19 protein-coding genes and 1 other RNA gene are annotated in these 19,122 nt (G+C 70.1%); 12 read left to right on the top strand and 8 right to left on the bottom strand.

Translation table 11 applies throughout. The features are described 5' to 3' along the window. Position 1: 1 nt before the first annotated feature. On the bottom strand, positions 2-562 hold the full coding sequence (locus tag PO78_RS08395) for a DUF2796 domain-containing protein (RefSeq protein ID WP_231570650.1): 561 nt from the start codon (positions 560-562) through the stop codon (positions 2-4). 169 nt (positions 563-731) lie between these two features. Here PO78_RS08395 and PO78_RS08390 point away from each other — a divergent pair, with 169 nt between their 5' ends. From PO78_RS08390 to PO78_RS08375, 5 genes are all read left to right on the top strand, one after another. Further along, on the top strand, positions 732-1,190 hold the full coding sequence (locus PO78_RS08390) for a Fur family transcriptional regulator (RefSeq protein WP_004309844.1): 459 nt from the start codon (positions 732-734) through the stop codon (positions 1,188-1,190). Next, positions 1,187-1,354 (top strand): hypothetical protein, encoded by a 168-nt coding sequence (locus PO78_RS23160; protein ID WP_004309846.1) that lies wholly within the window; start codon positions 1,187-1,189, stop codon positions 1,352-1,354. Before PO78_RS08390 ends, PO78_RS23160 begins: the two co-directional genes overlap by 4 nt. Then, a complete protein-coding gene (locus tag PO78_RS08385) occupies positions 1,351-2,247 on the top strand; it encodes a metal ABC transporter ATP-binding protein (protein ID WP_043743176.1) in 897 nt (298 codons plus the stop codon). Before PO78_RS23160 ends, PO78_RS08385 begins: the two co-directional genes overlap by 4 nt. Before the next feature lie 35 nt (positions 2,248-2,282). Then, complete coding sequence (locus PO78_RS08380) at positions 2,283-3,149, top strand: metal ABC transporter permease (protein ID WP_004309850.1); 867 nt, start codon at positions 2,283-2,285, stop codon at positions 3,147-3,149. Between the two features lie 246 nt (positions 3,150-3,395). Continuing rightward, on the top strand, positions 3,396-4,334 hold the full coding sequence (locus tag PO78_RS08375; RefSeq protein WP_004309852.1) for a metal ABC transporter solute-binding protein, Zn/Mn family: 939 nt from the start codon (positions 3,396-3,398) through the stop codon (positions 4,332-4,334). Positions 4,335-4,508: 174 nt separating this feature from the next. On the opposite strand, the gene rhtB is transcribed toward PO78_RS08375, so the two are convergent. Next, positions 4,509-5,132, bottom strand: a complete 624-nt coding sequence (rhtB, locus tag PO78_RS08370; RefSeq protein ID WP_012585981.1) for a homoserine/homoserine lactone efflux protein — start codon at positions 5,130-5,132, stop codon at positions 4,509-4,511. 34 nt (positions 5,133-5,166) lie between these two features. Continuing rightward, on the bottom strand, positions 5,167-5,973 hold the full coding sequence (locus PO78_RS08365; RefSeq protein ID WP_012585982.1) for a sulfite exporter TauE/SafE family protein: 807 nt from the start codon (positions 5,971-5,973) through the stop codon (positions 5,167-5,169). Positions 5,974-6,131: 158 nt separating this feature from the next. Between PO78_RS08365 and PO78_RS08360 the strand changes: the two genes are divergently transcribed. Further along, on the top strand, positions 6,132-7,295 hold the full coding sequence (locus PO78_RS08360) for a sensor histidine kinase (protein WP_043743173.1): 1,164 nt from the start codon (positions 6,132-6,134) through the stop codon (positions 7,293-7,295). After that, positions 7,292-8,038: a response regulator gene (locus PO78_RS08355; RefSeq protein ID WP_043743171.1), complete on the top strand. Its 747-nt coding sequence runs from the start codon at positions 7,292-7,294 to the stop codon at positions 8,036-8,038. The genes PO78_RS08360 and PO78_RS08355 overlap by 4 nt, the downstream gene beginning before the upstream one ends. On the opposite strand, the gene PO78_RS08350 is transcribed toward PO78_RS08355, so the two are convergent. The 5 genes from PO78_RS08350 to ilvD all read right to left on the bottom strand — a co-directional run bounded on the left by PO78_RS08350 (position 7,995) and on the right by ilvD (position 12,240). Next, positions 7,995-9,452, bottom strand: coding sequence for a TrkH family potassium uptake protein (locus tag PO78_RS08350; RefSeq protein WP_043743169.1), 1,458 nt, complete (start codon positions 9,450-9,452; stop codon positions 7,995-7,997). The genes PO78_RS08355 and PO78_RS08350 overlap by 44 nt on opposite strands. A gap of 178 nt (positions 9,453-9,630) precedes the next feature. Then, positions 9,631-9,814, bottom strand: a non-coding RNA gene (gene ssrS, locus PO78_RS22230) — 6S RNA. Positions 9,815-9,837: 23 nt separating this feature from the next. Further along, positions 9,838-10,140, bottom strand: coding sequence for a cell division protein ZapA (locus PO78_RS08345; RefSeq protein ID WP_004309870.1), 303 nt, complete (start codon positions 10,138-10,140; stop codon positions 9,838-9,840). Between the two features lie 4 nt (positions 10,141-10,144). Beyond that, complete coding sequence (locus PO78_RS08340; protein ID WP_004309871.1) at positions 10,145-10,339, bottom strand: hypothetical protein; 195 nt, start codon at positions 10,337-10,339, stop codon at positions 10,145-10,147. A gap of 50 nt (positions 10,340-10,389) precedes the next feature. After that, positions 10,390-12,240, bottom strand: a complete 1,851-nt coding sequence (gene ilvD, locus PO78_RS08335) for a dihydroxy-acid dehydratase (protein WP_043743167.1) — start codon at positions 12,238-12,240, stop codon at positions 10,390-10,392. Between the two features lie 148 nt (positions 12,241-12,388). Between ilvD and PO78_RS08330 the strand changes: the two genes are divergently transcribed. The 5 genes from PO78_RS08330 (at position 12,389) to PO78_RS08310 (ending at position 19,119) form a co-directional block, all read left to right on the top strand. After that, positions 12,389-13,066, top strand: a complete 678-nt coding sequence (locus PO78_RS08330; RefSeq protein WP_004309873.1) for a YceH family protein — start codon at positions 12,389-12,391, stop codon at positions 13,064-13,066. Between the two features lie 79 nt (positions 13,067-13,145). Continuing rightward, positions 13,146-13,943, top strand: a complete 798-nt coding sequence (lgt, locus tag PO78_RS08325) for a prolipoprotein diacylglyceryl transferase (protein ID WP_004309874.1) — start codon at positions 13,146-13,148, stop codon at positions 13,941-13,943. A gap of 121 nt (positions 13,944-14,064) precedes the next feature. After that, the gene (locus PO78_RS08320; protein ID WP_043743166.1) at positions 14,065-15,447 is read left to right on the top strand and encodes a malonyl-CoA decarboxylase domain-containing protein; all 1,383 of its coding nucleotides are present in this window, start codon (positions 14,065-14,067) and stop codon (positions 15,445-15,447) included. Positions 15,448-15,454: 7 nt separating this feature from the next. After that, the gene (locus PO78_RS08315) at positions 15,455-17,920 is read left to right on the top strand and encodes an EAL domain-containing protein (protein ID WP_043743165.1); all 2,466 of its coding nucleotides are present in this window, start codon (positions 15,455-15,457) and stop codon (positions 17,918-17,920) included. Then, the gene (locus PO78_RS08310) at positions 17,917-19,119 is read left to right on the top strand and encodes a hypothetical protein (protein ID WP_012585991.1); all 1,203 of its coding nucleotides are present in this window, start codon (positions 17,917-17,919) and stop codon (positions 19,117-19,119) included. The genes PO78_RS08315 and PO78_RS08310 overlap by 4 nt, the downstream gene beginning before the upstream one ends. The last annotated feature ends 3 nt before the right edge of the window (positions 19,120-19,122 follow it).

Below are 19,122 nucleotides of genomic sequence, written 5' to 3'. Positions count from 1 at the left end.
CTCACAGCGCGAGCGCGGCGGCGCCCGAGGTGAGCACACCGCCCCCCTGGCCGCGCGGGGTGGCGAACTCGGCGCGCACGCGCTGCAGGCGCGGGAAGTGCTTGAAGGCGCGCAACTCCAGCCGACGCAGCGCCTCGGGATGCGCGCACTCGAAACCGTAGCTTGCCACCATGTCCTCGTGATCGCCGCGGGCCGGCCGGTTGTGGTCGCGTGTTTGGCCCCGACCGTGTTCGCGCCCGCTGTCCCGCCACGGCGATTCGATGCCGACCTCACGGGTCACGCAGCCAGCTTCCGGCGGGAGCGCGAACACCGCCTCGCTGTCGCGCAGAAGGCGCTCCGCATCGGCGAGCGCACCGCGCTGCGTCTCGTTCGCCGGCGCATGCTCGAAGCCGACGAGGTTGTCGAGCGGCGAGATCAGCTCCAGCTGCAACATGCGGCCTTCCAGTACAACGGTCAGTTCGGCGACGCCGTGCTGGTGTGCGCCATGCGCATGCTGTGCCGGCGCGGCGACAGGGAGCGCGAGGGCCAGGACGATGACGCTGGAGAGGAGGATCGGACGCAAGCAGGCTGGCATGGTCGTGGGAAGTGGAGACAAGCGATTCGGGGCGCGTGACGAGTGCTGAAAACCATGCAGCGCGGGGCACGCAAGTCTAATGCTACAATGTTGCATCAAAAGCGACCGCCCTGCCACAAGAGCCGTTTCCCCGCGCCCCGCCGCAACAGGCTTCGATATGCCCCTGCACGAACACCCTGCCGCCACCGACGCTGCCCGCGAGCTCATCGCCGCACGCGGCGGCCGCGTCACGCGCACGCGGGTGGCGGTGATCCAGGCCTTGCAGCGCAGCGCCCATCCGCTCTCGCACGACGAGCTCGGCGCCGCGCTCGACGGGGCGGGCATCGCCCACGACCGTGTCACCCTCTACCGCGCGCTCGACTGGCTGGTGGAACAGGGTATTGCGCAGCGAATCGCGGGGGGCGAACGCGCCTGGCGCTTCGAGATCCGCCGCGACGGCGACCACCGCCACGCCCATTTCCACTGCGAGCGCTGTGGCCAGATCGTGTGCCTGGAGGACGTGTCCGCCGCCGCGCCGACCCTGCCCGCCGGCTTCGCGGTCGCACGCGCCGAGCTGGTGCTGCATGGCGCGTGCGCCGATTGCGGCCGCGAGGGCGTGGAGAGGAAGGAACGATGAAGCGCGCGCCCCCCGTCCTGCACGGCACCGATCCCCAAGCCGACGACGACACGCGCCCCTTCCCGGCACGTAGCCTGCTGGGCGCGGGCCTGGCCGCGCGCCTCGCCCTGGTCGCCGGCGCGCTGGCGCTGCTATGGGCGACCGTGCTGTGGGCCTTGCAATGAACCGCCTCGCGCTGCCGATGATCCGCCTCGACAACCTCACCCTGGGCTACGACCGCCACCCGGCGGTGCATCACCTGTCGGCCGAGATTCCCGCGGGCGCGCTCGTCGCCGTGGTGGGCCCCAACGGCGCAGGCAAATCCACCCTGCTCAAGGGCCTCGCCGGCGAGCTGCGGCCGATCGGCGGGCGCATCCTGCTGCCCGAGCTGCCCGCGGGGGGACTGGCCTACATGCCACAGCGCGGCGAGATCGACCACAGCTTCCCGGTGTCGGTGTTCGACGTGGTCGCGATGGGCCTGTGGCACGAGATCGGCGCCTTCGGCGGCGTCTCGCGCGAGCAGCGCCGACGCGTGCGCGCCGCGCTCGAGGCGGTGGGCATGGCGGGCTTCGAGTCGCGCCCCATCGGATCGCTCTCGGGCGGCCAACTGCAGCGCGCGCGTTTCGCCCGCCTGATGTTGCAGGACGCGCCGCTGATCCTGCTCGACGAGCCCTTCGCGGCCATCGACAGCCGCACGGTGGACGATCTCGTGGAGCTGATCCTGGGCTGGCACGACGAGGGCCGCACCATCCTCACCGTGGTGCACGACCTCGAGCAGGTGCGCCGCCACTTTCCGACCGCACTGCTGCTGTCGCGCGAGCCGGTGGCCTTCGGCCCCACCGCCGAGGTGCTGACGCCCGAGCGCCTGGCGCGCGCGCGCCGCCTGTCGGAAGCCTTCGACGAGCACGCGCACGAATGCCACATCGAGGAGTTGACAGTCGCGGTGGCGCCCGATTCGGCGGCACATCCGCACGCGCATGACCATGGACATGCGCACGACGAAGGCCACGGCCACGCCCATCCGCACCCCGCGGCACACACCGCGCCGCGTCCGCGCCGCGGCCTTCCCCGCCACTGAATCCGCAACCCGCGCCAGCAAACCAGGCCTTCGCAGTGTTCGACCTCCTCATCTCCCCCTTCACCGAGTTCGCCTTCATGCGCCGCGCGCTCGCCGGCTGCCTGGCGCTCGCGCTCGGCGCCACGCCGGTGGGCGTGTTCCTGCTGCTGCGCCGCATGAGCCTGATGGGCGACGCGATGAGCCACGCCATCCTGCCCGGCGCCGCGCTCGGCTACCTCGCCTTCGGCCTGTCACTGGGCGCGATGACGGTGGGCGGCATCGTCGCCGGCCTGGTGGTGGTGTTCGCCGCGGGGCTGGTGACGCGCGCCTCGGTGCTCAAGGAGGACGCCAGCCTGGCCGCCTTCTACCTGCTCTCGCTCGCCGCGGGGGTCATGATCGTGTCGCTGCGCGGGCAGAACCTCGACCTGCTGCACGTCCTCTTCGGCTCCGTGCTCGGGCTCGACGACGCCTCGCTGCTGCTGATCGCGAGCATCGCCAGCGTGACCCTGGCGAGCCTGGCGCTGCTGTTCCGCCCGCTCGTCATGGAGTGCTTCGACCCCGCCTTCCTGCGCGGGGTGAGCCGGTGGTCGCCGGTGGCGCACTACGGCTTCCTGATGCTGGTGGTGGTGAACCTGGTGAGCGGCTTCCACGCGCTCGGCACGCTGATGGCGGTAGGCATCATGATCCTGCCCGCGGCCGCGGCGCGCCTGTGGACGAACGGCCTGCCGATGCTGCTGCTGCTCGCGGTGCTGTTCGCCTTCGGCAGCGGCGCGAGCGGGCTGCTGCTGTCCTTCCATGCCGACGTGCCTGCCGGGCCGGCGATCGTGCTGGTGTGCGGCGTGGTCTATTTCGTGTCGCTGCTCGCGGCCCCCGGTGGCCTGCTCGCCGGACGCCTGCCGGTACGGCACCACCTCGAGTCGTGAGGCCCGATGTCGCCTGCGGGCAGCTCGACTGCTCCGGCAGGAGCGACGCGGAGACGTGATGGCTCTTGTGGGCGCGACGCAAGTCGCGATCGCAGCGCTTGGTCAGTCGCCGACACGAGCGACCGCCCTGCGACCGGAGTCGCGACTTGCGTCGCTCCTACGAATGCGATTGCGGCGGAAATCCGCGGTGGGGCCCTGCGGCTCGAGTACACCTTCTTTCCTTTCTTCAACCCGGACCCGACGACGATGAGATTCCCCTACCGCTTGCGCCGCCTGCGCACCCTCGCGGCCTGCGCCGCCCTGCTCCTGGGCGGCAGCGTCCACGCCCAGGCGCTCGAAGTGGCGACCAGCTTCAGCATCCTCGGCGACCTCGTCGCCCAGGTCGGCGGCGAGCGCATCAAGGTGCGCACCCTGGTCGGTCCCGACGAGGACGCCCACGCCTTCCAGCCGCGTCCCTCGGACGCGCGCGAGATCGGCAAGGCTGCGCTGGTGGTGGTCAACGGCCTCGGCTTCGACGACTGGATGACGCGGCTGGCGCGCGCCGGCGGATTCAAGGGGGCGGTGGTGGTGGCGAGCGCGGGGATCTCGACGCTGGAGATGAGGCGCGACGACGGGCACGACCATGGCCACGATCATGGCAAGGGCAAGGCGGTCGACCCGCACGCCTGGCAGGACGTGGCGAACGTGCGCCGCTACGTCGCCAACATCGCCGCCGCCCTCGCCACCGCCGACCCGGACGGCGCGGCCACCTACCGCGCCGCGGCCGCACGCTACGACGGCGAGTTGGAGGCGCTCGACGCGGAGATCCGTGCCGCCTTCGCGGCGCTGCCCGCCGAGCGCCGCAAGGTGGTGAGTTCGCACGCGGCCTTCGGGTACTTCGCGCGCGCCTACGACATCCGCTTCCTGTCGCCCGTCGGCGTGGCGAACAACGCCGAGCCCACCGCCAAGGGCGTGGCCGGCCTGATCCGCCAGCTCGCGGCGGAAAAGGTGCCGGCGGTGTTCATCGAGAACATCGCCGATCCTCGCCTGATCGAGCGCATCCGCAGCGAAAGCGGCGCGGTCGTGGGCGGCACGCTGTATTCCGACGCACTGTCGAAGGCTGACGGCCCGGCGCCCAGCTACGTACGCATGATGCGCGCCAACCTGGCGACGCTGCAGAAGGCACTCGCGGCACCCGAGCGCTGAACCGGATCGGTTTCCACGGAGCGGCGGCGGGTCTCGGGGCGCGGGGGATCGCGACTTGCGTCGCTCCTGCCGGGGCTCGGGGGCGGCGGAGCGTTCTTGTGGGAGCGACGCAAGCCGCGATTGCGGCGCCGCCGTTCGCGCCATCGCCCATTGCCGGCCCGGACCCGGGGCGGCTCAGCGGCTCGAGGCCGCCAGCATCGCCCCGGCGCCGACGAAGAGGCCGCCGAACAGGCGGTTCTGCAGGCGCAGCAGGCGCGGGTCGCGCAGCAGGGGGCGGAAACGCGTGGCGAGCAGCGCATAGCAGGACATCACCATCACGTCGACCCCGACCATGGTTGCGCCGATGATCGCGAACTGCGGCCACTGCGGCCGGTCGGGCACGATGAACTGCGGCACCAGCGCGGCGATGAACACGATCGCCTTCGGGTTGGTCAGGTTCACCAGGATGCCCTGAGCGTAGAGCTGGCGGCGCGACTGCACCCGCACGCCCTCGCCGTCCCCGTCGATCGGCTCGGGCGGCGAGCGCCACTTCTGCACGCCGAGCCAGATCAGGTAGGCCGCGCCGGCGAATTTCACCACCGCGAACGCCGTCTCCGAGGTCGCGAGCACCGCACCGAGGCCGAGCGCCACGACGCCGAGTTGCAGCAACAGCGCGATCTCCAGGCCGGTGATCGCGCGCAGCGCGGCGGTGTAGCCGTAGCGCAGGCCGGTCGACATCGACAGCACGGCGCCCGGTCCCGGCGAGACCGCGATCACCAGTGCGGCGGCAAGAAAGCCAAGCCACATCGTCCAGCTCATGGAAGTCTCCGGCAGATTCGTCCAGCGAGTTCGTTCAGGCGAAGATGCTGTGCAGCATCTTGGCACACAGCAGGACCAGCATCCCGGCAAACACCTTCTTCAGCGTCGCCACCGGCAGGCGGTGGGCCAGCTTCGCGCCGAGCGGGGCGAAGAAGGTGCTGACCACGGAGACCAGCACCAGCGCCGGCAGGTACACATAGCCGAAGGTGAGCGCCGGCATGTCGGGTGCGCCCCAGCCATTGACCAGGTAGCCGACCGTGCCGGCGAGCGCGATCGGCAAGCCGATCGCCGCGGAGGTACCGATCGCGTTCTGCATCTTGACGTTGCACCAGGTCATGAAGGGCACCGACAGCGAGCCGCCGCCGATCGCGACCAGCGCCGACACACCGCCGATGCCGAGGCCGGCCGCGCTCATGCCGAGTGCCCCGGGCAGCTCGCGCGCGGGCTTGGGCTTGATGTTGAGCAGCATCTGGATCGACACGTAGGCCATGAAGACGGCGAAGAAGATCGCCAGCGGCACGGTGGACACGCGCGCGGCGATGAAAGTGGCGGCGAAGGTGCCGACGAGGATGCCGGGCGTGATCGCGCGCACCACGTCCCAGCGCACCGCTCCACGCGCGTGGTGCGCACGCAGGCTGGACACCGAGGTCAGCACGATGGCCGCCATCGAGGTGCCGAGCGCCATGTGCACCACCTGGGACTGCGGGAAGCCCTGGGCAAGGAAGAAGGTCGTCAACATCGGCACCATGATGCCGCCGCCGCCCACACCGAGCAGGCCGGCGAAGAAGCCCACCGCCGCGCCGAGCACCGGGTAGGCGAGCCACCAGAGGTCGAAGGTCATTGCGTTTCCGTTCGGGTTCGAGGCACGCCGCGTGTTGCAGTGCGCAAGGAGCGGAACTATCGGTCAAAGCCGAGGGGCAGTGCAAGCGGACCGTGGGAATCCTCCCGGGCAGGGCCGGCGCGGACGCGGCGGGATGGGCACGCTGGTACCATCGCGGCATGGCCCTGCCGACACCACGCGACCGCCTTCCCGACCGCGCCCCGCTGCGCAATTACCTGCTCGCTGCGCTGGCGGCGGGTGCGGTGGCGCTGGTCGGTGCGCCGCTGCTCGGGCAGTTCGATCTCGCCAACATCGCCATGCTGTTCCCGCTCGCGGTGCTGTTCGCAGCGATCCGGCTCGGTCGCGGGCCGGCCGTGTTCGCCGCCTTCCTGGCGGTGGCGCTGTTCGACTTCTTCTTCGTGCATCCGCACTTCACGCTGGCGGTCTCGGACCTGCAGTACCTGCTGACCTTCGCCGTGCTGCTCGCGGTGGCACTGACCACCGCGGAGCTGGCCGCGCGCCTGCGCCGCGAACGCGACTCTGCCGAGGCGCGTGCGGAAGAGGCGGCACAGGCGCGCCTCGCCGCCGACACCGAGCGCCTGCGCAACACCTTGCTCGCCTCGCTGTCGCACGACCTGCGCACGCCGCTGACCGCACTCGCCGGACTCGCCGAGTCGCTCCCGCTGGCCGGACCGCCGCTGCCCCCGGCGCAGGCCGAGCTGGCCGAGGCGATCCGCGCCGAGGCCTTGCGCACCCATGCGCTCGCGCGCGACCTGCTCGACCTCTCCCGCCTGCAATCCGGGGCGCCGCGCCTCGCGCTCGACTGGCTGGCGGTGGACGAGCTGCTCGGCAGCGCGCTGCAGGCGCGCGCCCACGCCCTGCGCGCGCACGTGTTCGCGCTCGAGCTGCCCGAGGAACTGCCACTGCTGCACGCCGACGCGGTGCTGATGGAGCGGGTGGTGTGCAACCTGCTCGACAACGCGATCGCGCACACCCCGGAGGGAGGGCACATCGTGCTGGCGGCGCAGGTGGGCACCGACTGGATCCGCATCAGTCTGTGCGACGACGGTTGCGGCCTGCCGCCGGGGCGCGAGCAGGCGATCTTCGAGCGCTTCGTGCGCGCCCCCCATCCGCGCGGCGCGGCCGACGCAACGACGGCGACCGGCGATGCCGGCACCGGGCTGGGTCTGGCGATCGTGCACGCCATCGTCGCGGCACACGGCGGCAGCGTGAGCGCACACAACCGCGCCGGCGGCGGCGCCTGCTTCGTGCTGCAGCTGCCGCTGCCACGCCAGCCGGACCGACCGCCTCCCGAGGACGAGGCCGGAGCGCCCCCACGATGAAGAGCGCCCAGCCCCCCTCCCCGGTCGTGCTGCTGGTCGAGGACGAGGCCGGCATCCGCCGTTTCGTGCGCACGGCGCTGGAATCCGAGGGCTGCACGGTGCGCGAGGCCGCCGCGCTCGAGCGCGGCCGCATCGAGCTCGCCAGCCGCCGGCCCGACCTGCTGGTGCTCGACCTCGGCCTGCCCGACGGCGACGGCACGGCGCTGCTGGCCGAGCTGCGCGGCTGGAGCGGCATGCCGGTGCTGGTGCTGTCGGCGCGCAGCGACGAGACCGACAAGGTCGCGGCGCTCGACGCCGGCGCCGACGACTATCTAGCCAAGCCCTTCGGCGTCGCCGAGTTGCTCGCCCGCGTCCGCGCCCTGCTGCGCCGCGCGCTGCGTCCGCCGCAGGCCGCGGCGTGCATCGCCTTCGGCGACGTGGAACTCGACCTCGAGCAGCGCCGGGTGACGCGTGGCGGCGCGCCGGTCCACCTGACCCCGATCGAGTTCCGCCTGCTCGGCCTGCTCGCCACCGCAGCGGGTCGCGTGGTGACGCAGCGCCAGCTGCTGGCCGGCGCCTGGGGCCCGAACCACGTCGAGCACGCACATTACCTGCGCGTCTATATGGCCGGTTTGCGCCGCAAGCTCGAACCCGACCCGCGCCTGCCCGTCCACATCCTCACCGAACCCGGCGTGGGCTACCGGCTGGTGCCCGAGCCGCTCAGCGCCGCCAGAACGCCGGCGTCAGCACCACCAGCAGGGTGAAGATCTCCAGGCGGCCGAGAATCATCGCAAAGCTCATCACCCAAGTCTGGAAATCGCCCAAGCCCTGGTAGTTGCCCGCCGGCCCCAGCGCGGCCAGCCCTGGCCCGGCATTGTTGATGCAGGCCACCACGCCCGAGAACGCGGTGATCAGGTCCAGCCCGGAAGCGGCGAGGATCAGCGTCAGGCTGACGATGCTGACCATGTACATGAAGCTGAACGCGAGTACCGCGTGCAGCACGTTGTCGGACACCGGCTGCCTGCCCAGACGCAGCGGCACCACCGCGCTCGGATGCAGCGAGCGCACGATCTCGCGGTGAACCTGCTTGTACAGGATGATCGCGCGCATCATCTTGATGCCGCCACCGGTCGAGCCGGAGCAGGCGGCGAAGCTGCTCAGGAACAGAATCCACACCTGCGCGAACATCGGCCACACCGTGTAGTCGTAGGTCGCCAGACCGAGCGAGGTCGCCAGCGAGACGGCGTGGAAGGAGACGTGGCGGAACGCGAGCGCGCCATCCCGATAGGCGCCCGATTCGAGCAGATACACGGTCAGAAAGACCACGGTGACCCCGAGCACGCCGAAGAACCAGCGTAGCTCGGGGTCCTCGCCGTAAGGGCGCGGCGTGCGCCGCACGAGGGCGAGGTAGTGGGTGGCATAGTTGATGCCCGAGAGCAGCGCGAACACGATGGTGACGGTCTCGATCGGCACGCTGTCGAAGGCGCCGAGGCTGGCGTCCCGGGTGGAGAAGCCGCCCAGCCCCATGATCGAGAAGGCATGGATCAAGGCATCCCACGGCGCCATGCCGGCCTGCGAGAGCGCGAGGGTGCAGCCTGCGGTGAGCACTACATAAACGCCCCACAGGCCCTTGGCGGTCTCGGCGATGCGCGGGGTGAGGCTGGACTCCTTCATCGGCCCGGGCGTCTCGGCGCGGAAGATCTGCCGCCCGCCGATGCCCAGCAGCGGCAGCACCGCGACCATCAGCACGATCACGCCCATGCCGCCCACCCAGTGCATGAAGCAGCGCCACAGGTTGATCGACACCGGCATCGTGTCGAGCCCGGTAAGCACCGTGGCACCGGTCGTGGTGAGCCCGGAGGCGGCCTCGAAGTAGGCGTCGGTGAACGAGAGTTCCGGAAGGTAGAACAGCAGCGGCAGCGCCCCGAACACCGGCGTGATCAGCCAGGTCGCGGCCACGAGCAGGAAGCCGTCGGAGACGTGCAGGTCGCGCCGCGCCCGCCGGCCCGCGGCCCACATGAGCAGCCCGGTCGCGAAGGTGGCGAGGATGGCGAGGTCGTAGGCCTCGGTGGCACCGTCTTCGAGCGCGAAGGACACCGCGAGCGGAAAGCCCATCACCAGCCCGAACAGCATCAGCATCATGCCGAGCACACCGAGGACGGGGAAATAGGCTTGCATCGCGACAAGGACGGCAAACGCCGCGAGACTGTGTATGGACGCTGCGGATACTAGGCGGCCATGCGTAAAGATTGCGTTAAGAGTTTGCAGTGCAGCATGAGCGTGAGGCGCAGGGAGCGAGGTGTCGGGCGCGTGGACGTGAAGAGGGCGCGGTGATCGCTCACCGCGCCCTCTTGTAAGGCCCCCCGCCTGTGCCGTCTCCGCCGGGCATCCTGAACCTTGGGTTCAGGGAGGTCGCGTCCCTTCCGCTTCAGGATCACCCGGCGAGGGGCGTTCACACCAGCGGCATCGATGGTTGGCGACCGAGTCTCTCGACTATTGGTTCAAGGAATCTACGACTTCGACGAACACTGCAGGGGATTGACCGGTACTGCTCGAACTGCCTTCAGAAAAGCTTGTCCTGCTGCCCCAGAACACCGTCCAGGCGCGCTTTCATGAGACCGATTCTACGCTTCATGCCCGGCATGTCAAACCCGTTGCCGCGCTGGTGCAGGAGGAACTCGTGGGCGATGTTGAGCGCGGTCATGACCGCCAGCTTTTCGCCGGAGGAGCCGGTGCGGGCACCGATCTCACGAAGCTTGTCGTCGAGGAAGGCGACGGTGGCGAGCAGTTCGTCGCGCGATTCGGGCGTGCAGGAGATGCGGTACTCCTTGCCCAGCAGCATCATGTCGAGGTGATCGGCGGACATCGCTTCAAGCCTCCGGCAGTTTGTCGAGCAGGCCCGCGAGGCGGTCCGCGGCGACGCGGACCTTGTCGGAGAGCCGGCGATTCTCGCCCTCGAGCTGCACGACGCGACCGCGCAGGGCGGCGTTGTCGGCCTTCAGGCGCTCGTAGTGGCTGATCAGGTGCTCGAGCTGGGCTTCGAGCTGTGCGAGTTCGGTATCCATGGCGTCGATGGTAGTGAGCGGCCGATGACGGGTCAATCGGCCGGGGTCGATCAGCGCTGGACCTGGGTGACGTCCCGCACCGCGCCGGTGTCGGCCGAGGTGGTGAGCGCGGCGTAGGCCTGCAGCGCGGCGGAGACCACGCGTTCGCGCTTCACCGGCTTCCAGGCCGCATTGCCCTTCGCCTCCATCGCGGCACGACGGCGGGCGAGCTCGGCGTCGGCGACGGCGAGGTGGATGCGGCGCGCGGGGATGTCGATCTCGATCGTGTCGCCGTCCTCGACCAGCGCGATCGCACCGCCGCAGGCCGCCTCGGGCGAAGCATGACCGATCGACAGGCCCGAAGTGCCGCCCGAGAAGCGTCCGTCGGTGAGCAGCGCGCACTGCGCGCCCAGGCCGCGGCTCTTCAGGTAAGAGGTGGGATAGAGCATCTCCTGCATGCCGGGGCCACCCTTCGGGCCTTCGTAGCGGATCACCACCACGTCGCCCGCCTGCACCTGCTCGCCGAGGATGCCCTCCACCGCGTCTTCCTGGCTCTCGTACACCCTGGCCTTGCCGGTGAACTTCCAGATGGATTCATCCACCCCGGCGGTCTTCACGATGCAGCCCTTCTCGGCGATGTTGCCGTAGAGCACGGCCAGCCCTCCGTCGGCCGTGAAGGCATGTTCCTTGTTGCGGATGATGCCGTGCTCGCGGTCGGCGTCGAGCGACTTCCAGCGCCGGTCCTGACTGAAGGCGACCTGGGTCGGCACCCCGCCCGGCGCAGCACGGAAGAAGGTGTGCACCGCTTCGTCTTCGGTGCGCTTGATGTCCCACTTGTCCAGGGCTTCGCCCAGGCTCGCGCTGTGCACGGTCGGCACATCGGTGTGCAGCAGGCCGGCGCGGTCGAGTTCACCAAGGATGGACATGATGCCGCCGGCACGATGCACGTCCTCGATGTGCACGTCGGCGATCGCGGGCGCGACCTTGCACAGGCAGGGCACGCGGCGGCTGACGCGGTCGATGTCCTTCATCGTAAAGTCCACGCCGGCCTCGCGCGCGGCGGCGAGCAGGTGCAGCACGGTGTTGGTCGAGCCGCCCATGGCCACGTCCAGGCTCATCGCGTTCTCGAAGGCCTGGAAGCTGGCGATCGAGCGCGGCAGCACCGAGGCGTCGTCCTTTTCGTAGTAACGACGCGCGAGATCGACGATGCGGCGGCCGGCTTCCTTGAACAGGCGCTCGCGGTCGGCGTGGGTGGCGAGCGTGGTGCCGTTGCCGGGCAGCGACAGGCCGAGCGCCTCGGTGAGGCAGTTCATCGAGTTGGCTGTGAACATGCCCGAGCACGACCCGCAGGTCGGGCAGGCCGAGCGCTCGATGGCGTCGACTTCCTCGTCCGAACACGACTTGTCGGCCGCCTTGACCATCGCATCCACGAGGTCGAGCGAGATCACCTTGGCTTCCCACTTGACCTTGCCGGCCTCCATCGGACCGCCGGAGACGAAGATCGCCGGGATGTTCAGGCGCAGCGCGGCCATCAGCATGCCCGGGGTGATCTTGTCGCAGTTCGAGATGCACACCAGCGCGTCCGCCGTGTGCGCGTTGCACATGTACTCGACGCTGTCGGCGATGAGCTCGCGCGAGGGCAGCGAATACAGCATGCCGCCGTGGCCCATGGCGATCCCGTCATCGACCGCGATGGTGTTGAATTCCTTGGCGACGCCGCCGGCGGCCTCGATCTCGCGCGCGACGAGCTGACCGAGATCCTTCAGGTGCACGTGGCCGGGCACGAACTGGGTGAAGCTGTTGGCGATCGCGATGATCGGCTTTTCGAAGTCGCCGTCCTTCATGCCGGTGGCGCGCCACAGGGCGCGGGCGCCCGCCATGTTGCGGCCGGCGGTGGACGTGCGGGAACGGTACTGGGGCATGGGGCGCTCCGGGAAATCGGCGGGAAAGGGTTCGATTCTAACGCGCGTGGGGCGAGCGTCGGCAAGCTGCGGTGCATGCGGGGACGCCGCGGTGGGGCGGACGATCCGGCTGGCGTATCATCCGAAGTCCGACACCGCAGGAGGCTCCATGCAGGACACGACCCCCACGACCGAGGCCGGCTTCGACCTCGACCCGGCCGAGATCCGCGTGCTCGGCGTGCTGATCGAGAAGTCCTTCATCACCCCCGACGCCTATCCGCTGTCGATCAACGCCATCACCACCGGATGCAACCAGCTCACCGCGCGCGAGCCGGTGATGAGCCTGTCCGAGGCCGAGGTGCAGGACGCGGTCGACCGCCTGATCGTCCGCCGCCTGGTGTCCAAGCGCGACCAGCAGAGCGCGCGCGTGGCCAAGTACGAGCACCTGGTCCGCCTGCGCCACTCGTTGCCGCCGGCCGAACAGGCCGTATTGGCGATCCTGCTGCTGCGCGGCGCGCAGACCGCGGGCGAGCTGCGCCAGCGCTGCGAGCGCCTGCACCGTTTCGACGACGTCGCCGCGGTCGATGCCGTGCTCGAGCACCTGGCCGAGAAGTACCCGCCGCTGGTCGCCGAGCTGCCGCGTGCGCCCGGCACCAAGGAGACCCGCCACGTTCACCTGCTCGGCGGCGACGCCGCGGTGCAGGAGATGGCCGAGGCGCAGTCCGTCGGCACGGCAGGCGGCGGGCGCGGGCGCATCGGGGAACTCGAGGACGAGGTCCGCCGTCTGCGCGAGGAACTCGAGGCACTGCGCGGAGCGTTCGCGGAGTTCCGCAAGCAGTTCGACTGAAGGCCGGCAGCCCTGCGCTCGGCGCCTCACACCTCACACCTCACACCTCACACCTCGCGCCTCGCGCCTCGCACACTCCATGCTCGTCCACCCCCAATTCGACCCGATCGCCTTCTCCCTCGGCCCGCTTTCGGTGCGCTGGTACGGGCTGATGTACTTGGTCGCCTTCGTGCTCTTCGTCGTGCTCGGCCGCCTCCACGCGCGGCGCCGTCCGGAGCTGGGCTGGGACGAGCAGGGGATCGACGACCTCCTGATGTACGGTGTGATCGGGGTGATCGTGGGCGGGCGCCTCGGCGAGGTGTTGTTCTTCCAGCCCGGCTACTATCTGCAACACCCGGGCGAGATCCTCGCGGTGTGGAAGGGCGGGATGAGCTTCCACGGCGGCTTCCTGGGCGTGCTGGTGGCGATGTGGCTGTACGGTCGCCGGCACGGCAAGGGCTTCTGGCAGGTCACCGACTTCATCGCGCCGCTGGTGCCGACCGGGCTGGCGGCCGGGCGGCTCGGCAACTTCATCAACGGCGAACTGTGGGGCCGGCCGGCGGAGACGGAGCTGCCGTGGGCCATGATCTTCCCCTGGGTGGATGCGCTGCCGCGCCATCCCTCGCAGCTCTACCAGGCCGCTGGCGAGGGATTGCTGCTGTTCCTGCTGCTGTGGTCTTACTCGGCCAGCCCGCGCCCGCTGCGCGCGGTGTCGGCGATGTTCCTGGTCGGCTATGGCGCGCTGCGCTTCGTCGCGGAGTTCTTCCGTACGCCCGATCCGGGCATCTTCGGCACCTTGTCGCTCGGCCTGTCCACCGCACAATGGCTTTGCGTGCCCATGGTGCTCGCCGGGCTGCTGATGCTCGCCGCCGCGCGCACGCGCGGGACCGGAAGGTAGGCGGGGCTGCGGCAGGGACGTGAATATCGCACACAGTCCATTCGCAGGCTGCACAAGCGACTCCCCAAAGCGGGCTATCATGTAAGCACGATATCCGAACTGAATCGGACAGGAGGACGACATGGGCGGTGCAGGACTGGTCTCCCGGGGACTGAACCGCGTTCGCGAGCTCGTCGCGAGCGCCGCGCACCTGGGCAAGCCCCCGGATGAGAGCGATCTCGAGCGCCTGCGCACGCAGTTGCAGGAGTGCGCCGAGGGCCGCGGCGGCGAAGTATCGACGCGCCAGCGTGCCGCCCGCCTGGCCGAGACCTATCTGCGCCTGGACGACGTCGGCCGCCACGCCTTCCTGCGCCTGATCGCCCACGAGTTCGGCCCCGATCCGGCGCGGGTGGCGCAGGCGCACGCCGCCTACCAGGCCGCGGTCGGCACGCCGCGGCAATGGGACGCGGAAGCCGAGCTGCGCGCCGCGCTGCGCTCGCGCCGGCTGCGCATCCTCACCCAGTTCAACGCGATCCCGCAGGGGGTCAAGTTCCTCGTCGACCTGCGTGCCGACCTGCTGCGCTTCATCGCCGACGATCCGCTGCTCAAGCCGCTCGACCGCGAGCTCGAGACGCGCCTGTCGGCGTGGTTCGACGTCGGCTTCCTGGAACTGCAGCGCATCACCTGGAGTTCGCCCGCCGCCCTGCTCGAGAAGCTCGTCGAGTACGAGGCGGTGCACGAGATCCGCTCCTGGAAGGACCTCAAGAACCGGCTCGACTCCGACCGCCGCTGCTACGCCTTCTTCCATCCGCGCATGCCGCTCGAGCCGCTGATCTTCGTTCAGGTCGCACTGCTCGAGGAGATCGCCGACGACGTGCAGCGCCTGCTCGACATCGAGGCGCCGCTCGCCGATGCGAGCCGGGCGACGACCGCGATCTTCTATTCGATCAGCGCCACGCAAAAGGGCCTGCGCGGGGTGAGCTTCGGCAACTTCCTGCTCAAGCGGGTGATCGACGACCTCAAGCGCGACTTTCCGCGCCTGAAGACCTTCGCCACGCTGTCGCCGATGCCGGGCCTGGTGCGCTGGGCGCAGCGCGACCCGGAGGCCTTCGCCGAGGCCTTCACCGCCACCGACTGGAAGCGCCTGGCGACGCTCGGCATCGAAGGCGTCGACTCGACGCGCCTCGCCGCGGTGCTCGCCGGCGACCCGGCGTGGGTCGAGGACGAGGCGCTCGCCGAGTCCTTGCGCGAGCCCCTGCTGCGGCTGGGCGCACGCTACCTGAGCGAGGCACGCCGCGGCGACCGCCCGGTCGACACGGTGGCGCGCTTCCACCTCGGCAACGGTGCCCGCATCGAGCGCCTGAACTGGCTCGCCGACCGCTCGGACAAGGGCCTGCGCCAGTCTTGGGGATTGATGGTCAATTATCTGTACGACCCGGACCGCCTGGAAGCCAACCTGGAGAGCTTCGCTGCCAACGGCAGCATCGCAGCCTCGTCCGCGGTGCGCAGGCTCGCCCGGCGCTGAGGTTCGCGTGCCGCCCGAAACATCGCCGAGCTCGTTCGCCCTCCGCCCCTCGTCGATCCGCATCCGCCTGTTGCTCGCGAGTACGGTGGTGCAGGTGGTGTTGCTGAGCATGTTGCTCGCGAACAGCGTGCGGCTGATGAACAACGCAATGTCGGCGAGCCTGGAGACGACGATCGGTCAGACCGCGAGCATGCTGCACGCGATGGCCACCGCCTACGGCGAGCAGGGCCGGCTCGACGGGCTCGAGGACGTGCTCGGCGAGCTTCTTGCCGACGCCGACGAAGGCCTGCTCTATGTGCGCATCCGCGACGCGCGCGGTCATCTGCTGGTGAGCGCCGGCATGCCCGGGCTGGAGCAGGTGCCGGAGCCGGACGAACAACGCCACCGTTTCTTCGAGACCCTGCTCGCCGACGACCTCGTGCATGTGCGCCGGCAACTGCTGCTGCCGCGCAACCAGGTCGGCGTGCTGCAGTTCGGAGTCTCGGTCTCGGTACTCGCCGCGGCCCGCGAGGCGATCATGCAGCAAGGCCTGGCGATCGCGATCGCGGAGATCCTGCTCACCTTCGTCCTGCTCTCCTCGCTCGGCTATCTGCTCACCCGCAACCTGCGCCTGCTGCTGGAGGGCAGTCGTGCGATCGCCAACGGCTTCCTCGCGCACCGCGTCGAGTCGCGTGGCAAGGACGAGCTGGCGGTGATCGCCAACCACTTCAACCTGATGGCCGAGGCGCTGCAGAACCGGATCGCCGAGCTGCAGGATACGGCGGTGCGCCTGCGGGCGAGCGAGGAGCGCCATGCCCTGGCCCTGCGCGGGTCCAACGACGGCCTGTGGGACTGGGACATCGACGCCGACGACGTCTATTACTCCGAGCGCTTCTGCCAGATCCTCGGGGTCCAGCCGGGAACCCTGTCGAACCGGCCGGAGGACATGCTTGCCTACCTCCACCCCTACGAGCGCGACGCCTACCGCCAGCGCCTGGTCGAACACCTCAAGGGCGACAGCAACCATTTCATCATGGAACTGCGCGTCCGTCTGCCCGACGGCGCCTACCGCTGGGTGCTGATGCGCGGAGTCGCCGATCGCGACGAGAACCTGCATGCCTACCGCATGGCTGGTTCGCTCGGCGACATCGACCTGCGCAAGCGCGCCGAACAGCAGCTGGTGCACGATGCCTTGCACGACGGGCTCACCGGCCTGCCCAACCGGGCAATGTTCATCGAGCACGCCAACCGCGCGCTTGCCCAGCGCCGGCGCGGGGACCTCACCCAGATCGCGATCCTGGCGATCAACCTGGAGCGCTTCAGCCTGGTCAACGACAGCTACGGGCACCTCGTGGGCGACGAACTGCTGCGCCGGATCGGTGCCCACATCGCGGCCCTGATGCGCGATGGGGACGTGTGCGCGCGGGTGGGGGGTGACCAGTTCGCGGTGCTGCTCAACGGTGTGGAGAGCTCGATCGACGCGCTGCGCATCTGCGAGCAGCTGGTCGCGCTGCCGGCCTTCGCACCCGACGACGACGGTCAGCAACTGCACCCGCGCTGCCGGGTGGGCGTCGCCATCAGCGACAACGAGCGCGAGGACGCCGAATCGCTGCTGCGCGATGCCGACAACGCACTGCACAAGGCCCGTCGCAGCGAGCGGGGGCCGATCGAATTCTTCCACACCGAGATGCACGCCGCCGCGGTGCGCGCGCTGCAGGTCGAGGCCGAACTGCGCAAGGCGCTCACCCAGGGCGGGCTGCAGGTGTGGTACCAGCCCATCGTCGAGCTCGCGAACCTGCGTACGACCAGCTTCGAGGCCCTGGTGCGCTGGCCGCACCCGACGCTCGGCCTGCTCTCGCCGGGCGAGTTCATCCCGCTCGCCGAGGCGCTCGACCTGATCCACGACATCGGCACGCTCGTGCTCGAGCGCGTGTGCGCCGACCTGCGCGAATGGGCGGGCCGGCTGCCAGCCGACGCGCCGCTGCGCGTCAGCGTGAACCTGTCCGCGCGCCAGCTCGCACGCCCGGATCTCGCCGCCGAACTGCTCGCCGCCATCGACCGTGTCGGCGTGGCGCGCGAACGCATCCGCTTCGAGGTCACGGAGAGCGTGCTCGCCCATCCGGACGGCCCGGCGATCGACCACCTCCATGCCCTGCGCGCCGCCGGACTCGACATCCTCATCGACGACTTCGGCACCGGCTACTCGACGCTGAGCTACCTGCACACGATGCCGTGCAACCAGGTCAAGCTCGACGGCTCCTTCGTGCGCTCGCTGCCGTACGACCAGCGCCTGCGCGCGATCGTGCGGCACAGCATCGAACTCGCCCACGACCTCGGCATGACCGTCGTCGCCGAGTGCATCGAGGATGAGGCCCAGCTCGAGATCCTGCGCGCGATGGGCTGCGACTTCGGACAGGGCTACCTGTTCTCGCGGCCGCTCGACCGCGACGCCACCTTCAACCGCTTGCACAATCCCGCTCCGGAGCGCCGATGAGCCCTCGCCGCACCTTGTTGCTGCTCGCCGGCATCGCCGCGCTGGCGTCCAGCCCCGGCACGGGCGCCGCACCCGACCTGCAGGTGTCGGGCTTCGCGACCGCCGGGGCGGTCTACAGCCGCGCGGACGACCTGGAGTTCGCCCGCGTCGGGATCGACGCGCCGGGCGGCAACCGCGTCGACACCGGGCCGGACTCGGTGCTCGGGGTACAGCTCGGCTGGCAGTCCGGTGACGGCACCGGAGCGGTGCTGCAGGTCGTGACGCGCGAGACCCAGCGCGGCGACTACACGCCGCGGCCTGCCCTGGCCTTCCTGAGCCACGCCCTGAGCCCCGCGCTGACCGTGCGTGCCGGGCGCCTGCGCAGCCCCTTCTTCATGCTGTCCGAGACCGCCGACATCAACTACAGCCAGCCCTGGGTCCGCCCGCCGGCAGAGGTCTACGCGCTCAACCCCTTCGCCGACATGGATGGCATCGACCTGCTGCATCGCAGCCCGATCGGCGGATCCTTCATCGAGTTGCACCCGTATCTTGGCAGCAGCCGCATCCCCGTGATCGGTGGCGGACGCGCGAATCTGCGCCGGCTGCGCGGCCTCACCGTGACGCTGGAGCGCGACGAGTTGAGCTTCAGCGCGAGCCACGCGGAGGCGGAGCTGGCGGTGATCCGGACCTCGCAGTCGTACCGGGACCTCGTCGACACCTGGCGGATCCCGCCCGACCTGCAGGCGCGATTGAGCGGGAAGGGTGCCCACGCCAGCTTCAGCTCCCTCGGCATGCAGTGGGACGACGGGCGCTGGCGGGTGATCGCCGAGCTCGGGCGCCTGCAGGCGGACGCCTTCGTCAACAGCGCGACCGGAGCCTATGTCGCGGTCGGGCGGCGCTTCGGCGCATGGATGCCTTATTTCGGTCTCGCCCGCCAGCGCCAGGACGCGCCGCTGGCCGACCCCGGGCTGGCGGACTCGCCACAAAGCGCCGCAGCGGTTGCGGTCTTCAACCGCTCGCGCAACCAGGCCCAGCGCAGCGTCACCCTCGGCACGCGTTGGGACTTCACGCCGAATTCGGCGGTGAAGGCGGAATTCAGCCACATCGAAACCGATCGCGGCGCGCACGGCAGCTTCATCGCGCGGGGCAACCCCTTCGCCCCCGGTCTCGACGATCGCAGCATCAATCTGCTGAGCGTGTCGGTCGATGTGGTGTTCTGATCC

The sequence above is a fragment of the Thauera sp. SWB20 genome (genome assembly GCF_000831325.1).
Lineage (GTDB): Bacteria > Pseudomonadota > Gammaproteobacteria > Burkholderiales > Rhodocyclaceae > Thauera > Thauera aminoaromatica.
Note: the sequence above shows the minus strand (reverse complement) of the source record. Positions and strands in the feature narration are given on the sequence as shown.

Bases quoted from the DNA above. Each gene is read 5' to 3' on its own strand.
- PO78_RS08360 (WP_043743173.1), top strand. From the start codon at position 6,132: ATGGCCCTGCCGACACCACGCGACCGCCTTCCCGACCGCGCCCCGCTG.
- rhtB (WP_012585981.1), bottom strand. From the start codon at position 5,132: ATGAGCTGGACGATGTGGCTTGGCTTTCTTGCCGCCGCACTGGTGATC.
- PO78_RS08345 (WP_004309870.1), bottom strand. From the start codon at position 10,140: ATGTCCGCCGATCACCTCGACATGATGCTGCTGGGCAAGGAGTACCGC.
- PO78_RS08355 (WP_043743171.1), top strand. From the start codon at position 7,292: ATGAAGAGCGCCCAGCCCCCCTCCCCGGTCGTGCTGCTGGTCGAGGAC.
- PO78_RS23160 (WP_004309846.1), top strand. From the start codon at position 1,187: ATGAAGCGCGCGCCCCCCGTCCTGCACGGCACCGATCCCCAAGCCGAC.
- PO78_RS08390 (WP_004309844.1), top strand. From the start codon at position 732: ATGCCCCTGCACGAACACCCTGCCGCCACCGACGCTGCCCGCGAGCTC.
- ilvD (WP_043743167.1), bottom strand. From the start codon at position 12,240: ATGCCCCAGTACCGTTCCCGCACGTCCACCGCCGGCCGCAACATGGCG.
- PO78_RS08310 (WP_012585991.1), top strand. From the start codon at position 17,917: ATGAGCCCTCGCCGCACCTTGTTGCTGCTCGCCGGCATCGCCGCGCTG.
- PO78_RS08340 (WP_004309871.1), bottom strand. From the start codon at position 10,339: ATGGATACCGAACTCGCACAGCTCGAAGCCCAGCTCGAGCACCTGATC.
- PO78_RS08350 (WP_043743169.1), bottom strand. From the start codon at position 9,452: ATGCAAGCCTATTTCCCCGTCCTCGGTGTGCTCGGCATGATGCTGATG.
- PO78_RS08330 (WP_004309873.1), top strand. From the start codon at position 12,389: ATGCAGGACACGACCCCCACGACCGAGGCCGGCTTCGACCTCGACCCG.
- lgt (WP_004309874.1), top strand. From the start codon at position 13,146: ATGCTCGTCCACCCCCAATTCGACCCGATCGCCTTCTCCCTCGGCCCG.
- PO78_RS08320 (WP_043743166.1), top strand. From the start codon at position 14,065: ATGGGCGGTGCAGGACTGGTCTCCCGGGGACTGAACCGCGTTCGCGAG.
- PO78_RS08375 (WP_004309852.1), top strand. From the start codon at position 3,396: ATGAGATTCCCCTACCGCTTGCGCCGCCTGCGCACCCTCGCGGCCTGC.
- PO78_RS08385 (WP_043743176.1), top strand. From the start codon at position 1,351: ATGAACCGCCTCGCGCTGCCGATGATCCGCCTCGACAACCTCACCCTG.
- PO78_RS08365 (WP_012585982.1), bottom strand. From the start codon at position 5,973: ATGACCTTCGACCTCTGGTGGCTCGCCTACCCGGTGCTCGGCGCGGCG.